Annotated in this window: 10 protein-coding genes; 8 read left to right on the top strand and 2 right to left on the bottom strand. The window is 62.4% G+C overall.

What is annotated here, in order from left to right; all coding sequences use genetic code 11:
• Positions 1 to 130: 130 nt before the first annotated feature.
• From rplK to ACYHH6_RS23320, 7 genes are all read left to right on the top strand, one after another.
• The gene (rplK, locus tag ACYHH6_RS23350) at positions 131 to 559 is read left to right on the top strand and encodes a 50S ribosomal protein L11 (RefSeq protein WP_112566731.1); all 429 of its coding nucleotides are present in this window, start codon (positions 131 to 133) and stop codon (positions 557 to 559) included.
• Positions 560 to 563: 4 nt separating this feature from the next.
• A complete protein-coding gene (rplA, locus tag ACYHH6_RS23345) occupies positions 564 to 1262 on the top strand; it encodes a 50S ribosomal protein L1 (protein ID WP_352585980.1) in 699 nt (232 codons plus the stop codon).
• A gap of 376 nt (positions 1263 to 1638) precedes the next feature.
• A complete protein-coding gene (gene rplJ / locus ACYHH6_RS23340; RefSeq protein ID WP_023667437.1) occupies positions 1639 to 2157 on the top strand; it encodes a 50S ribosomal protein L10 in 519 nt (172 codons plus the stop codon).
• 54 nt (positions 2158 to 2211) lie between these two features.
• A complete protein-coding gene (gene rplL, locus ACYHH6_RS23335; protein WP_142864855.1) occupies positions 2212 to 2589 on the top strand; it encodes a 50S ribosomal protein L7/L12 in 378 nt (125 codons plus the stop codon).
• 247 nt (positions 2590 to 2836) lie between these two features.
• Positions 2837 to 6973, top strand: a complete 4137-nt coding sequence (gene rpoB, locus ACYHH6_RS23330; protein WP_112566723.1) for a DNA-directed RNA polymerase subunit beta — start codon at positions 2837 to 2839, stop codon at positions 6971 to 6973.
• Between the two features lie 133 nt (positions 6974 to 7106).
• Positions 7107 to 11303, top strand: coding sequence for a DNA-directed RNA polymerase subunit beta' (gene rpoC, locus ACYHH6_RS23325; protein ID WP_112566740.1), 4197 nt, complete (start codon positions 7107 to 7109; stop codon positions 11301 to 11303).
• Positions 11304 to 11380: 77 nt separating this feature from the next.
• Entirely contained in the window at positions 11381 to 12046 is a 666-nt protein-coding gene (locus ACYHH6_RS23320; protein ID WP_352585981.1) for an O-methyltransferase, read from the top strand.
• Between the two features lie 34 nt (positions 12047 to 12080).
• Here ACYHH6_RS23320 and ACYHH6_RS23315 read toward each other — a convergent pair whose 3' ends face one another.
• Positions 12081 to 13016, bottom strand: coding sequence for a Gfo/Idh/MocA family protein (locus ACYHH6_RS23315; RefSeq protein WP_352585982.1), 936 nt, complete (start codon positions 13014 to 13016; stop codon positions 12081 to 12083).
• 116 nt (positions 13017 to 13132) lie between these two features.
• A complete protein-coding gene (locus ACYHH6_RS23310) occupies positions 13133 to 13414 on the bottom strand; it encodes a transcriptional regulator (protein ID WP_352585983.1) in 282 nt (93 codons plus the stop codon).
• Positions 13415 to 13888: 474 nt separating this feature from the next.
• On the opposite strand from ACYHH6_RS23310, the gene rpsL reads away from it, so the two are divergent.
• Positions 13889 to 14260 carry a 30S ribosomal protein S12 gene (rpsL, locus tag ACYHH6_RS23305; protein ID WP_006333356.1) on the top strand — a complete coding sequence of 124 codons (372 nt, stop codon included), beginning with the start codon at positions 13889 to 13891 and terminating at the stop codon, positions 14258 to 14260.
• The last annotated feature ends 20 nt before the right edge of the window (positions 14261 to 14280 follow it).

Below are 14280 nucleotides of genomic sequence, written 5' to 3'. Positions count from 1 at the left end.
CGCAAAGATGCGCGGCTAGAACGGGTGGGAGGCGAATGTGGCTTTAGCCGGCCGCGCGAACCGCACCACCAGACTGCAACCGCCGGCGCTCCCGACAATGGGACCGGCATGAAACAAAGGCAGGAAAGAGATGGCTAAGAAAATTGCAGGCCAGCTCAAGCTCCAGGTTGCCGCGGGCTCGGCTACGCCGTCGCCCCCGATCGGCCCGGCGCTTGGTCAGCGCGGCATCAACATCATGGAATTCTGCAAGGCGTTCAACGCGCAGACCCAGGAAATGGAAAAGGGATCGCCGATTCCGGTCGTCATCACCTACTACCAGGACAAGTCGTTCACCTTCGTCATGAAGACGCCGCCGGTGAGCTACTTCCTGAAGAAGGCTGCGAACCTGAAGTCGGGCTCCAAGGAGCCGGGCAAGGTCAAGGTCGGCACGATCGGCCGCGACAAGGTGCGCGCCATCGCCGAGCAGAAGATGAAGGATCTGAACGCAAACGACGTCGAAGCGGCCATGCGTATGGTCGAGGGCTCCGCCCGCTCGATGGGTCTGGAAGTGGTGGGCTGAGATCATGGCAAAGATTGCAAAGCGTGTATCGAAGACCCGCGAAGGCATCGATCCCAACAAGGCTTATGCCTTGGGTGAAGCGCTGAAGCTGCTCAAGGACCGTTCGACGGTGAAGTTCGACGAGACCATCGAAGTCGCGATGAACCTCGGCGTCGACCCGCGTCATGCCGACCAGATGGTCCGCGGCGTGGTCAACCTGCCGAACGGCACCGGCCGCTCGGTCCGTGTCGCCGTGTTCGCACGTGGCGACAAGGCTGAGGAAGCCAAGGCCGCCGGTGCCGACATCGTCGGTGCCGAGGATCTGGTCGAGATCGTCCAGAAGGGCACGATCGACTTCGATCGCTGCATCGCCACACCGGACATGATGCCGCTGGTCGGCCGTCTGGGCAAGGTGCTCGGCCCGCGCGGCATGATGCCGAACCCGAAGGTCGGCACCGTCACCACCGACGTCGCTGCCGCCGTCAAGGCATCGAAGGGCGGCGCTGTCGAGTTCCGCGTCGAGAAGGCCGGCATCGTTCAGGCCGGCGTCGGCAAGGTCTCGTTCGACGTCAAGGCGCTGGAAGAAAACATCCGCGCCTTCGCCGATGCGGTCACCAAGGCGAAGCCGGCTGGCGCCAAGGGCAACTACGTCAAGAAGGTGTCTGTCACCTCGACGATGGGCCCGGGCCTCAAGCTCGACGTCTCGACGCTCGCAGCGTCCTGATACGAACATCTGGATCGGCCGCTAACGCGCTGATCCGCAAGTGAATTCCGGGCCTCCGACCTGTCGGCGGCCCGGTACCGGAAGCCGAGAGGTTTCCGGACATCCTGTCCGAGATTGCAGGCGGCCCAGAAGCCTTAATTCAATTGGGCCTGCATGAGACGGGTGAAAACCTGACAACGGAGCGACAAGCTCCAATGAAAGGTTCGAACCGTGTTTGCCTTTTGTCTGCGCATCGCCGGCTTGTCCGTCGATGTGGCGAAAGGGGGCAGGATCCTCGAGCGTCGTTCGGGAGATCCGTTACTGGATGGCCCGGCCGGCAAAAAGGCAACCCGACGCCTGTCCTATTAGAGGGGCAGGGGTCAACTGGAGATAGGCAGTGGACAGAGCGGAAAAACGCGAACTCGTCACGGGCCTGAATGGTGCTTTTGCAGGCGCTGGTTCAGTCGTCGTGGCCCACTACGCCGGTATCACCGTCGCGCAAATGAACGACCTTCGGTCGAAAATGCGCGCTGCCGGTGGCACCGTCAAAGTCGCGAAGAACCGTCTCGCCAAAATCGCTCTTCAGGGCACGGACTCCGCATCGATCATCGACCTGTTCAAGGGACAGACGCTGATCGCTTATTCGGAGGATCCGATTGCGGCGCCGAAGGTCGCGTCCGATTTCGCCAAGGGAAATGACAAGTTGGTCATTCTCGGCGGCGCAATGGGCACGACCTCGCTCAACGCCGACGGTGTGAAGGCACTCGCCACACTTCCGTCGCTCGATGAGCTGCGCGCCAGGCTGGTTGGCATGATCGCCACGCCGGCAACCCGGATCGCCCAGATCGTCAATGCGCCAGCGGCTTCGGTCGCGCGCGTCATCGGCGCTTACGCCCGGAAGGACGAGGCGGCATGAGGCCGTTCCTCGCTATCACAAACACACGTTCGAACCTGATGAAGGAATACAACAATGGCTGATCTGGCAAAGATCGTAGACGACCTTTCGAAGCTGACCGTCCTCGAGGCGGCCGAGCTGTCGAAGCTTCTTGAAGAAAAGTGGGGCGTTTCGGCTGCTGCTCCGGTGGCGGTTGCCGCTGCTGGCGGCGCTGCCGCTGCTGCTGCTCCGGCCGAGGAAAAGACGGAATTCGACGTCGTCCTCACCGAGGCAGGCGCTCAGAAGATCAACGTCATCAAGGAAGTCCGCGCCATCACCGGCCTGGGCCTCAAGGAAGCCAAGGATCTGGTCGAAGCAGCTCCGAAGCCGGTCAAGGAAGGCGTTTCCAAGGCCGACGCTGAGAAGTTCAAGGCCCAGCTGGAAGCAGCCGGCGCCAAGGTCGACCTGAAGTAAGCGTAAAGCGGCGGGCGGCCTCGCGCCGTCCGCCACTCCCTTCATGGAAGGGAGGATGCGTAGCGCGAGATGTAAGGGAACCTCTTTCCTGAGGGCCGGAACCGGCCTTCAGGAAACGGGTTTTCTCCCGTTTTAGCCGTCGCCGCCAGGCGGCGGGAAAACAGATCAGGGGCCGCCACCGAGGTGGCCGCGCATGCAAGGTGAGCCGCGGCGAGGCTCGTCCCGAGTTTATAGCTAAGGAGCGACGATGGCCCAGACCCAGACTTTCAATGGCCGCAGACGCGTACGCAAGTTCTTCGGAAAGATCCCGGAAGTTGCGGAGATGCCGAACCTGATCGAGGTTCAAAAGGCATCCTATGACCAGTTCCTGATGGTGGACGAGCCCAAGGGCGGCCGTCCGGACGAAGGGCTGCAGGCCGTTTTCAAGTCGGTCTTCCCGATCTCCGATTTTTCCGGCTCCTCGATGCTGGAGTTCGTGAAGTACGAGTTCGAAGGACCGAAATTCGACGTTGACGAATGCCGTCAGCGCGACCTGACCTATGCGGCGCCGCTGAAGGTGACGCTGCGCCTCATCGTGTTCGATATTGATGAGGATACTGGCGCCAAGTCGATCAAGGACATCAAGGAGCAGGACGTCTACATGGGCGACATGCCGCTCATGACCTTGAACGGCACCTTCATCGTCAACGGCACCGAGCGCGTCATCGTCTCGCAGATGCACCGTTCGCCGGGCGTCTTCTTCGACCATGACAAGGGCAAGTCGCACTCGTCGGGCAAGCTTTTGTTTGCCGCGCGCGTCATCCCCTATCGCGGTTCGTGGCTCGACATCGAGTTCGATTCCAAGGACGTCGTGCACGCCCGCATCGACCGCCGCCGCAAGATTCCGGTGACGTCGCTGTTGATGGCGCTTGGCATGGACGGCGAAGAGATCCTGTCGACCTTCTACAACAAGATCACCTACAAGCGCGCGGGCGATCACTGGCGCATTCCGTTCAACGTCGAGCGTTTCCGCGGCCTCAAGGCTGTCGGCGACCTGGTCGATGCCGACACCGGCGAGATCGTCGTCGAGCAGGGCAAGAAGATCACCGCCCGCCAGGCAAGGGCGCTTGGCGAAAAGGGTCTGAAGGCGATCAAGGCGACCGACGAGGATCTGCTCGGCAATTACCTGGCCGAAGACATCGTCAACTACGGCACCGGCGAAATCTTCCTCGAAGCCGGCGACGAGATCGACGAGAAGACGCTGAAGGTGCTGCTCGGCACCGGCGAGCAGGAAATCAAGGTTCTCGACATCGACCACGTCAATGTCGGCGCCTACATCCGCAACACGCTCAACGTCGACAAGAACGAGAGCCGCCAGGACGCGCTGTTCGATATCTATCGTGTCATGCGCCCGGGCGAGCCGCCGACGTTGGAAACCGCCGAAGCCATGTTCAACTCGCTGTTCTTCGACAGCGAGCGCTACGATCTGTCGGCCGTCGGCCGCGTCAAGATGAACATGCGCCTTGAACTCAAGGCCGAGGACACCGTGCGCGTGCTGCGCAAGGACGACATCCTGGCCGTGGTCAAGACGCTGGTCGAACTGCGCGACGGCAAGGGCGAGATCGACGACATCGACAATCTCGGCAACCGCCGCGTGCGTTCTGTCGGCGAGCTGATGGAGAACCAGTACCGCGTCGGCCTGCTGCGCATGGAGCGCGCGATCAAGGAACGTATGTCCTCGATCGAGATCGACACGGTGATGCCGCAGGACCTGATCAACGCCAAGCCGGCGGCTGCCGCCGTGCGCGAGTTCTTCGGTTCCTCGCAGCTGTCGCAGTTCATGGACCAGACCAATCCGCTGTCGGAGATCACCCACAAGCGCCGCCTGTCGGCACTTGGACCGGGCGGTCTGACCCGCGAGCGCGCCGGCTTCGAGGTGCGCGACGTGCACCCGACGCATTACGGCCGCATCTGCCCCATCGAGACGCCGGAAGGCCCGAATATCGGTCTGATCAACTCGCTGGCGACCTTCGCGCGCGTCAACAAGTACGGCTTCATCGAAAGCCCGTACCGCAAGATCGTCAACGGCAAGCTGACCAATGAGGTCGTCTATCTCTCCGCTATGGAAGAGTCCAAGCACCACGTTGCGCAGGCCAATGCCGAGCTCGACAAGAACGGCGGGTTCGTCGACGAATTCGTCATTTGCCGCAGCGCCGGCGAAGTGATGATGGCGCCGCGCGAAAACGTCGATCTGATGGACGTGTCGCCCAAGCAGATGGTGTCTGTGGCCGCGGCGCTGATCCCGTTCCTCGAGAACGACGACGCCAACCGCGCGCTGATGGGTTCCAACATGCAGCGTCAGGCCGTGCCGCTGGTGCGCGCCGAAGCGCCGTTTGTCGGCACCGGCATGGAGCCGATCGTTGCCCGTGACTCGGGCGCTGCCATCGGCGCCCGCCGCGGCGGCATCGTCGACCAGGTGGACGCGACGCGTATCGTTATCCGCGCCACGGAAGATCTCGATCCCGGCAAGTCGGGCGTCGACATCTACCGGCTGATGAAGTTCCAGCGTTCGAACCAGAACACCTGCATCAACCAGCGTCCGCTGGTGCGCATGGGCGACCGCGTCAACAAGGGCGACATCATCGCCGACGGTCCGTCGACCGAGCTTGGCGATCTGGCGCTCGGCCGCAACGTGCTGGTCGCGTTCATGCCGTGGAACGGCTACAACTACGAGGACTCGATCCTGCTCTCCGAGCGCATCGTGGCCGACGACGTCTTCACCTCGATCCACATCGAGGAGTTCGAAGTCATGGCCCGCGACACCAAGCTCGGGCCGGAGGAAATCACGCGCGACATTCCGAACGTTTCGGAAGAAGCGCTGAAGAACCTCGACGAGGCCGGCATCGTCTACATCGGTGCGGAAGTGCAGCCGGGCGACATCCTGGTCGGCAAGATCACGCCGAAGGGCGAAAGCCCGATGACGCCGGAAGAAAAGCTCCTGCGCGCCATCTTCGGTGAAAAGGCGTCCGACGTTCGCGACACCTCGATGCGCATGCCTCCGGGCACCTTCGGCACCGTCGTCGAGGTGCGCGTGTTCAACCGTCACGGCGTCGAGAAGGACGAGCGCGCCATGGCGATCGAACGCGAGGAGATCGAACGCCTCGCCAAGGACCGCGACGACGAGCAGGCGATCCTCGACCGCAACGTCTATTCACGCCTTTCCGACGTCCTCGTCGGCAAGGAAGCGATTGCCGGACCGAAGGGCTTCAAGAAGGGCTCGAAGCTGTCGAAGGACACGCTGGACGAGTATCCGCGTTCGCAGTGGTGGCAGTTTGCGGTGGAGAACGAAAAGCTCCAGAGCGAACTGGAAGCGCTGCGTGGCCAGTACGACGACTCCAAGAAGGCGCTCGAGCAGCGCTTCATGGACAAGGTCGAGAAGGTGCAGCGCGGCGACGAAATGCCTCCGGGCGTCATGAAGATGGTCAAGGTCTTCGTGGCCGTGAAGCGCAAGATGCAGCCGGGCGACAAGATGGCCGGCCGTCACGGCAACAAGGGTGTCGTGTCGCGCATCGTTCCGGTCGAGGACATGCCTTTCCTCGAGGACGGCACGCATGCCGATATCGTGCTCAACCCGCTGGGTGTGCCGAGCCGCATGAATGTCGGCCAGATCCTGGAAACGCATCTGGGCTGGGCATGTGCTGGCATGGGCAAGAAGATCGGCGAGCTGATCGACGCGTACAAGACGGCCGGAGACATCAAGCCGCTGCGCAAGACGCTCGAGAGCTTCATCCCTGCCAACGACCGCAACGAGCCGGTCCGCGAGTATGACGACGAGAGCATCGTTCGCCTCAGCGAACAGATGCGCCGCGGCGTCTCCATCGCGACGCCGGTGTTCGACGGCGCGCATGAGGTCGACATCAACATCATGCTGGAGCAGGCGGGCCTGCACACCAGCGGTCAGTCGCAGCTCTATGACGGACGCACCGGCGAGCCGTTCGATCGCAAGGTGACGATGGGCTATATCTATATGCTCAAGCTTCACCACCTGGTGGACGACAAGATCCACGCGCGTTCGATCGGTCCGTACTCGCTCGTTACCCAGCAGCCGCTGGGCGGCAAGGCGCAGTTCGGCGGCCAGCGCTTCGGCGAAATGGAGGTCTGGGCGCTGGAAGCCTACGGCGCCGCCTACACGCTGCAGGAAATGCTGACGGTGAAGTCGGACGACGTGGCCGGCCGCACCAAGGTCTACGAGGCGATCGTGCGCGGCGACGACACGTTCGAAGCCGGCATTCCGGAGAGCTTCAACGTGCTCGTCAAGGAAATGCGGTCTCTCGGCCTCAATGTCGAGCTGGAGAACACCAAGCTTGACGACAACCCTGTCCGGCTGCCTGACGCAGCCGAGTAAAAGCAAGACATCCGGTCGCGGGAGTCCGCGGCCGGATGCACCAAATTCGACGGCCGGTGGGCCGACCACTCAGCGGGCATTTGGCCCGCGTTAGATGCAAGGGGTTTTCGAGGACCCCGAAAAGGAGAACGGCATGAACCAAGAGGTCATGAATCTCTTCAATCCGCAGGCGCCGGCGCAGGTGTTCGATTCCATCCGGATATCGCTCGCCAGCCCTGAGAAGATTCTGTCCTGGTCGTTCGGCGAGATCAAGAAGCCGGAGACCATCAACTACCGCACCTTCAAGCCGGAGCGTGACGGTCTGTTCTGCGCGCGTATTTTTGGCCCGATCAAGGACTATGAATGCCTGTGCGGCAAGTACAAGCGCATGAAGTACAAGGGCGTCATCTGCGAGAAGTGCGGCGTCGAAGTCACGCTGTCGCGCGTTCGCCGCGAGCGCATGGGCCATATCGAGCTGGCAGCACCGGTCGCTCACATCTGGTTCCTGAAGTCGCTGCCGTCGCGCATCGGCACGCTGCTCGACATGACGCTCAAGGATATCGAGCGCGTCCTCTACTTCGAGAACTACATCGTCACCGAGCCTGGCCTCACCGCGCTGAAGGAGCACCAGCTGCTCAGCGAGGAAGAGTACATGATCGCCGTCGACGAGTATGGCGAGGATTCCTTCACCGCGATGATCGGCGCCGAGGCCATTCATGACCTTCTGGCCGGCATGGACCTGGAGAAGATCGCCGGCGACCTGCGTTCGGAACTGGCTTCGACCACGTCCGAGCTGAAGCAGAAGAAGTATCTGAAGCGGCTCAAGGTCGTCGAGAACTTCATGGAATCCGGCAACCGTCCGGAATGGATGATCATGAAGGTGGTTCCGGTGATCCCGCCGGACCTGCGCCCGCTCGTCCCGCTGGACGGCGGCCGTTTCGCGACGTCCGACCTGAACGACCTCTATCGCCGCGTCATCAACCGCAACAACCGCCTGAAGCGGCTGATCGAGCTGCGCGCGCCCGGCATTATCGTGCGCAATGAAAAGCGCATGCTGCAGGAAGCTGTCGACGCACTGTTCGACAACGGCCGCCGCGGCCGCGTCATCACCGGCGCCAACAAGCGTCCGCTGAAGTCGCTGTCCGACATGTTGAAGGGCAAGCAGGGCCGGTTCCGCCAGAACCTGCTCGGCAAGCGCGTCGACTATTCGGGCCGTTCGGTCATCGTCACCGGCCCGGAGCTCAAGCTGCACCAGTGCGGCCTGCCTAAGAAGATGGCGCTCGAACTGTTCAAGCCCTTCATCTACGCCCGCCTCGACGCCAAGGGGTTCTCCTCGACCGTCAAGCAGGCCAAGAAGCTGGTCGAGAAGGAGCGTCCGGAAGTCTGGGATATCCTCGACGAGGTCATCCGCGAGCATCCGGTGCTGTTGAACCGCGCGCCGACGCTGCACCGCCTGGGCATCCAGGCGTTCGAGCCGATCCTGATCGAAGGCAAGGCGATCCAGCTGCATCCGCTGGTCTGCACGGCCTTCAACGCCGACTTCGACGGCGATCAGATGGCCGTTCACGTGCCGCTGTCCCTCGAGGCTCAGCTTGAAGCCCGCGTGCTGATGATGTCGACCAACAACATCCTGCATCCGGCTTCCGGCGCGCCGATCATCGTGCCGTCGCAGGACATGGTTCTGGGTCTCTACTATCTCTCGATCGTCAATCAGAACGAGCCGGGCGAAGGCATGGTGTTTGCCGACATGGGCGAGCTCCAGCATGCGCTCGAGACCAAGGCTGTCACCCTGCACGCCAAGATCAAGGGCCGTTTCCGTTCGGTCGACGCCGAAGGCAAGGTCGTGTCGAAGATCTACGACACCACGCCCGGCCGCATGATCATCGGCGAACTGCTGCCGAAGAACGTCAACGTGCCTTACGAGACCGCCAACCAGGAGATGACCAAGAAGAACATCTCCAAGATGATCGACACCGTCTACCGCCATTGCGGTCAGAAGGAGACGGTCATTTTCTGCGACCGCATCATGGCGCTTGGCTTCGGCCATGCCTGCCGCGCCGGCATTTCGTTCGGCAAGGACGACATGTTGATCCCGGACGCCAAGATCAAGCTGGTCTCCGACACCGAGGCTTTGGCCAAGGAATACGAGCAGCAGTACAATGACGGTCTGATCACCCAGGGCGAGAAGTACAACAAGGTCGTCGACGCCTGGGCCAAGTGCTCGGAAAAGGTCGCCGACGAAATGATGGCCCGCATCAAGGCGGTCGAGTTCGAGGACAATGGCCGTCAGAAGCCGATGAACTCGATCTACATGATGTCGCATTCGGGTGCGCGCGGTTCGCCCACCCAGATGCGCCAGCTCGCCGGCATGCGTGGCCTGATGGCCAAGCCGTCGGGTGAAATCATCGAGACGCCGATCATCTCGAACTTCAAGGAAGGCCTGACCGTGCTCGAGTACTTCAACTCGACCCACGGCGCCCGCAAGGGTCTGGCCGACACCGCCTTGAAGACGGCGAACTCGGGTTACCTCACCCGTCGTCTGGTCGACGTGGCGCAGGACTGCATCGTCAACTCCGTGGATTGCGGCACCGACAAGGGCCTCACCATGCAGCCGATCGTCGATGCCGGTCAGGTCGTCGCTTCGGTCGGCCAGCGCGTGCTGGGCCGTACCGCGCTCGACGACATCAACCATCCGGTGTCGGGCGAGGTTCTGGTCAAGGCCGGAACGCTGATGGACGAGCGTGACGTTGAGCAGATCGAAAAGGCCGGCGTGCAGTCGGTCCGCATCCGTTCGGCACTGACCTGCGAAGTCAGGGTCGGCGTCTGCGCGGTCTGCTACGGACGCGATCTGGCCCGCGGCACCCCGGTCAACCAGGGCGAAGCCGTCGGCGTCATCGCGGCGCAGTCGATCGGCGAGCCGGGCACCCAGCTCACCATGCGTACCTTCCACATGGGCGGTACGGCGCAGGTGGTGGATAGTTCGTTCCTTGAAGCCTCGTATGAGGGCAAGGTCGAGATCCGCAACCGCAACGTGGTGCGCAACTCGGACGGCCAGCAGATGGTCATGGGCCGCAACATGGCGGTGCTGATCCTCGATGAGGCCGGCAAGGAACGCGCCACGCACCGCGTCACCTATGGTTCGCGTATCTTCGTGGACGATGGCGACAAGGTGAAGCGCGGCCAGCGTATCGCCGAGTGGGATCCCTATACCCGCCCGGTCCTCACCGAAATCGAGGGCAAGGTGGCGTATGAGGATCTGGTCGACGGCATTTCCGTTCAGGAAACGGCCGACGAGTCAACCGGCATCACCAAGCGTGAGGTCATCGACTGGCGCTCGACGCCGCGCGGCAACGACCTCAAGCCGGCAATCGCCATCCTGGACGGCAAGGGCAAGGTCGGCAAGCTGTCGAAGGGCGGCGACGCCCGCTTCCTGCTCTCGGTCGAGGCCATTCTCTCGGTCGAGCCGGGTTCGCAGGTTCGCCCCGGTGACGTGCTGGCGCGTATCCCGATGGAAAGCGCCAAGACCAAGGACATCACCGGCGGTCTGCCGCGTGTTGCCGAATTGTTCGAGGCACGCCGTCCCAAGGATCACGCCATCATCGCCGAGATCGATGGCACGATCCGCTTCGGCCGCGACTACAAGAACAAGCGCCGCATCATCATCGAGCCGCATGACTCGACGCTTGAGCCGGTCGAATACCTGATCCCGAAGGGCAAGCCGTTCCATCTCCAGGACGGCGACGTCATCGAGAAGGGCGACTACATCCTCGACGGCAATCCGGCGCCGCACGACATCCTCGCGATCAAGGGCGTGGAGGCACTTGCTTCCTACCTCGTGAACGAAATCCAGGAAGTCTACCGCCTGCAGGGCGTGTCGATCAACGACAAGCACATCGAAGTGATCGTTCGCCAGATGCTGCAGAAGGTCGAGATCACCACGCAGGGCGACTCGACCTACATTCCGGGCGACCACGTGGACGTGATCGAACTGGAAGAAGTCAACGAGCGCCTGATCGAGGACGGCAAGAAGCCGGCCGAAGGCCAGCCGGTGCTGCTCGGCATCACCAAGGCGTCGCTGCAGACGCCGTCCTTCATCTCGGCCGCCTCCTTCCAGGAGACAACCAGGGTGCTGACGGAAGCTGCGGTTGCCGGCAAGACCGACATGCTGCAGGGCCTGAAGGAAAACGTCATTGTCGGCCGGCTGATCCCGGCCGGTACCGGCGGCACGATGAGCCAGATCCGGCGCATCGCCACCTCGCGCGACGAGCTGATCATCGACGAGCGCCGCAAGGCCTCCGGTGTCGAAGTCGCCGATCCGATGCTGACCGACATGGTCAACGCCGCGCAGTAAGCGCGGTCGGACGAGAAGAAGGAAAGGGGCCCAAGTGGCCCCTTTTCGCGTTTTGGCCTTACGAACGAGGAAGCACCATGAGCAACAAGACCTGGACGGCTGTCGACGGCTACATTGTCTCCTCCCTTTTCGAAGCGGATCCCGTGCTTGACGCGGTGATCGCAACCAATCGCAAACAGAGCCTGCCGGCGATCGACGTGTCGGCCGCCCAAGGCAAGCTGCTGTCGCTTCTGGTGCGCATCAGCAGTGCCAGGAAGGTGCTGGAGGTCGGCACGCTCGGTGGCTACTCGACCATCTGGATGGCAAGGGGATTGCCGGCCGACGGCACGGTCGTGACGCTCGAACTCGATCCGCACCACGCAGAAGTCGCGCGTTCGAATTTCGAGCGGGCAGGGATGTCGGACAAGGTGGACCTGCGCGTCGGCCCGGCGCTGCAGTCGCTCGCAACGCTTGGCAGCGAAAATGCCGGTCCGTTCGACCTGATCTTCATCGACGCCGACAAGCCGAACAACCCGAACTATCTGTCATGGGCGATGCGGCTGTCACGGCCGGGATCGGTCATCATCTGCGACAACGTCGTCCGTGACGGTACGGTGCTGAACGACGATGGCCGTGACGCCTATGTCGAAGGCGCACGCGCCGCGTTCTCCTTCATCGGCGGCGAGAAGCGACTGGACGGCACCGCCATCCAGACCGTCGGCGCCAAAGGCTATGACGGATTTGCCATCGCTGTCGTCGAGTGAAGTGGCCGGGCTACGGTCCGGCCAAGCTCGCCGCTCAGTCGAAGAACGCTTCCACCACATTGCGCTTGCCGAGCATGAAGGCGTCGGCGACGTGCTGGAGGGGCGCCAGGTCGACATCGGAGACGCCGGCGCGCACGATCTCGGCGAAGCGCCGATAGAGCTGGGGATATTCGGCCTCCGGCTCGTCATGGACCACCTTGCCATCGACGGCGAGCCTGGTGCCGCCGCCGGACAGCACCATCTTGCCTTCGTCGGTGTCTGCCAGGATGTCCCAGCTCTGCGGGCCGGTCTGCAGCCAGTCGAGTTCCATCGTCACCGGCAACCCATCGGAGGTGCGGAAATTGACATGGGCGGCAACCGGAGAGGCGCGGTTTTCGGGAAAGTCGAGTACCGCCGAGGTGATGAACATTGCCGGCAGGATGTGTGTCGCGATCGACAGCGCGTTGATGCCGGGATCGAAAACACCGAAACCGCCCGGAGCCCAGATCCAGTCCTGGTTCGGGTGCCAGCGGCGGACATCTTCCTTCCAGACGATTGCCGCCGAGCTGATTTTGGCCGAGCTCAGAAATGTCCGCGCGGCCTCCACCGCCGGCGCGTAGCGCGAATGCCAGCTGGCGAACAGCGTAACCCCATTGGCTTGCGCCAGCCGCTTCAGATCCTCGACCTCGCTGACGGTGGCGCCCGGCGGCTTTTCGAGGAAGACATGCTTTTTCGCGATCAGTGCCGTGCGCGCAGCGTCGTAGCGATACTGCGGTGGCATGCACAGCGACACGGCCTCGAGTTCGGACACCGCGTCGAGCATCGCCTCTATGGTCGGGAAGTTCGGGATATCATCGACCTTGCCGTGCCGGCTGGCGGCGGCGATCAGGCGGTAATCCCCATCTTTGGCCACCGCCGGCAGATGCTGGTCGCGCACGATCTTGCCCACGCCGACGATGCCGAGCTTGATGGGACCATTGTTGGAGGACATGGGGACTCCGCAGATTGGAATTTGGGCTGTTCTTAAGTCGCCTTGGTTCTTAGCAGAGAACCTGTGCCGGGCAAGCCGGCGCGGTGACAAGTGCGAGCCGAACCCGATTCTCAGGCTTACAGCGGGACCTCGAACGTCACGATCGATACTTCGCCTTCGAGTGCGCCCTGGAAGGCCGACAGATGCGGCTCATCGTTGGGCTCGCCCTCCATGTCGCCGATCTGGTCGAGCTCGGCCTCGGCATAGCCTTCGGCGGCGAGCGATTCGAGGGCACGGCGCACGGCCGAATCGTCGTCGGGGGCAACCAGCATCACATGGACGCCTTCCGGCTTGCCGCCCTTCTTTTTCCAGACGCGGCCGGTGATGATGGTGACCGGGCGCTCCTCATTGTCGTTCACGGGCTGATTCCTCTTGAGATTCGGGCGGGCAAGGGGTTTGGGGCTGTCCATGGCGCCTTTTGCCATGAAGCGGCGGTGCAGGACAGCCGCAAGCCGGTCACTTTCTTCCTTCCCCTTGCAAACTTAAGAAAGAAAATTACATGCGTTTTTCGCATGGCTGCTAAGCCTTGGTCAGCGCGCAATATTTGGCGTGCCGGGGTTGACGGTTCACGGTCTTGCGAGTAGAAGCCGCCCAGTCAGAACCGATGTGAGGCTCTCCCTTCCGAAGCGACACGCTTTGGAGTTTGCCTCAAACAGGGTTCGTTTTACGAGCGAAAAGACATTTCCGGCGCGCATGAGGCGGTTTCCGCTTCCTCTGCATTTTGTTCGGGCTGGACCGCGAGGCGCGGTTTATGGCCCGAATTTGCGTATGGAATTGACGCTTTGAGCGGCCCTGACAGGGCGAGACACGGAATTGAGAGACAAGAGGGTTTAATGCCTACCGTCAACCAGCTGATCCGCAAGCCGCGCATTGCGCCGGTGAAGCGCAACAAGGTCCCGGCCATGCAGCAGAACCCGCAGAAGCGGGGCGTCTGCACGCGCGTCTATACAACGACGCCGAAGAAGCCGAACTCGGCACTGCGCAAGGTGGCCAAGATCCGCCTGACCAACGGCTTTGAAGTGATCGGCTACATCCCCGGCGAAGGTCACAACCTTCAGGAACACTCCGTGGTCATGATCCGCGGCGGCCGCGTCAAGGATCTTCCGGGCGTGCGCTACCACATCATCCGCGGCGTGCTCGACACGCAGGGCGTGAAGAACCGCAAGCAGCGCCGTTCGAAATACGGTGCGAAGCGTCCGAAGTAAGGTTTTCCGGCTTCGGCGCT

This window comes from Mesorhizobium sp. P171375, assembly GCF_057786075.1.
The sequence above is the reverse complement of the archived record's forward strand: the minus strand, read 5'-3'. Positions and strand labels throughout refer to the sequence as shown.

Bases quoted from the DNA above. Each gene is read 5' to 3' on its own strand.
- rplK (WP_112566731.1), top strand. From the start codon at position 131: ATGGCTAAGAAAATTGCAGGCCAGCTCAAGCTCCAGGTTGCCGCGGGC.
- rplA (WP_352585980.1), top strand. From the start codon at position 564: ATGGCAAAGATTGCAAAGCGTGTATCGAAGACCCGCGAAGGCATCGAT.
- rplL (WP_142864855.1), top strand. From the start codon at position 2,212: ATGGCTGATCTGGCAAAGATCGTAGACGACCTTTCGAAGCTGACCGTC.
- rpoB (WP_112566723.1), top strand. From the start codon at position 2,837: ATGGCCCAGACCCAGACTTTCAATGGCCGCAGACGCGTACGCAAGTTC.
- rpoC (WP_112566740.1), top strand. From the start codon at position 7,107: ATGAACCAAGAGGTCATGAATCTCTTCAATCCGCAGGCGCCGGCGCAG.
- ACYHH6_RS23320 (WP_352585981.1), top strand. From the start codon at position 11,381: ATGAGCAACAAGACCTGGACGGCTGTCGACGGCTACATTGTCTCCTCC.
- ACYHH6_RS23315 (WP_352585982.1), bottom strand. From the start codon at position 13,016: ATGTCCTCCAACAATGGTCCCATCAAGCTCGGCATCGTCGGCGTGGGC.
- rpsL (WP_006333356.1), top strand. From the start codon at position 13,889: ATGCCTACCGTCAACCAGCTGATCCGCAAGCCGCGCATTGCGCCGGTG.